The 1,708-nt window shown below is 36.5% G+C and carries 1 protein-coding gene; it reads left to right on the top strand.

Going from position 1 to position 1,708, the window contains the following annotated elements; all coding sequences use genetic code 11:
* Positions 1-898: MiiA motif-containing surface protein (locus N8M20_RS10090; protein WP_261080498.1), on the top strand; the 898-nt coding region annotated here is incomplete at its 5' end.
* Between the last annotated feature and the right edge of the window lie 810 nt (positions 899-1,708).

Here is a 1,708-nt window from a genome sequence, read left to right as displayed (position 1 = left end):
AAACGCTAAGACGGTGGAAGTATCAGAAAACGGAACAGCAACCGTAACGTTTAACGATGGCACAACCGCAACGTTGATACCAGATAAGACAGTAGTGGAAGACTTCGAACCAGTGAAACCAACTGAAAAAGTTCCAGTCAAAGACAAAGCCCACTTAACTCCAGAAGAGAAAAAACAAGTGGCAGACAAAGTCAAAGACAAGAACCCAGGTAAGGAAGTAACAGTAGGAGACGATGGCACAGCAACAGTGACAGATCCAACAACAGGAATCAGTCATACAATTCCAGGAATAGATTTAACGATAATTGTTCCTCCAGTAGTTGACATCCCAGAATTCAACGGTGGGGTAAATGGAGAACTTCCAGATCCAGTAGAATTACCTAAAGTTAAGTTAATCATCACTAAATGGATTGATGAACAAGGTAATGAATTGAAACCAGCAGATGCGAAAGCTCCAGCAGTATTAGGTGAAGCGAATGAAGCATTTGAACATGGTGAAATTGAAGGTTACGTATTTGTAAGAACAGATGTTAATGAAGAAGGTGATGTTGTAACTCATGTCTTCAGAAAAGTTACTCCAACTAAACCAGAAGGTAATGGGGAACAACAAGGTGGAGATAACACACCACAATCAACACCTGAAGTACCAACTGATAACACAGAACGTAAACCTGAAACAGAAAAACCTACTGTGCCAGATACCAAACAGGCTGAACAACCAACTCAAACAGTTGATGCTCAGGTAGCTCCTTCTCAAAATCAAGCAGTATTGCCAAATACTGGTACGAAAGCAGATCGTGCTACAGGCGCATTAGGAGCTCTCTCTCTTCTTGGAGCATTTGGTTTGCTATTTGCTAAAAAGAAGAAAGATGATGAAGAAGAAACACGAAACAATTAAGATGAGTCATTAAATTGAACTGAAAATGGGTTGTGTTAATTCTTAGAGGAAGTAACGGATAGAAAGAAGTTTAAAAGCTACTTTCTATCCGTTTTTCTTTAGAATGAATGCAAGCACTTTAAAAGATGCGTAAAGGAGAAGGTTTGATATGGTTGGATATAGATTAAAAGATATTTTGAGTGAAATAAACGGAACAAATTGGTATTGAAATTATAGTCTTGAACATGATATTGGGAGGGCTACAGGACGTGTTATAGATTTCAACTTTCATCTTTCATATAGTCTAATGAGGTTTTACCTTTGCAGATTGTATAGAGTCAATGAAGAGGGGGTTCCCCTCTTTTTAATATACTGTTTCCTATAAAATAAGTGCATAGAATCAAGTTTACCTTGTTTGTGGCAAGACAGATATGAGATAGGGAATAGATTCATTAAAATATCAATTGGAATTAGATCTCTTTTCAGGGTAGGGCTTTCTCTTTTTTCGTGGGCGCATACGTTTTACCTGATATTTACTCGATATTCTTGAGAAAAATTCCAGGAGCTACAATGAATATAAATCAACTGATGTGATAGGCGATGATGGATTTATTTTATAGGTAGAGGAAGAATCGCTTTTTTGTTCTTGATTTTACAATATAATAATACGTTATATATATTAATAATTTTTAATTTTATTCGATGAGATAAACTGGTTTATATTTGTGTAAATATGTTAAAAATGGTATAATAGAGCTGTGATAGCTGTGATAGCTGTGATAGCTGTGATAGCTGTGATAGCTGTGATAGCTGTGATAGCTGTGATAGCTG

Source organism: Streptococcus mitis (assembly GCF_946190275.1).
GTDB classification, from domain to species: domain Bacteria; phylum Bacillota; class Bacilli; order Lactobacillales; family Streptococcaceae; genus Streptococcus; species Streptococcus mitis_DC.
This window is presented reverse-complemented; position numbering and strand designations above follow the sequence as displayed.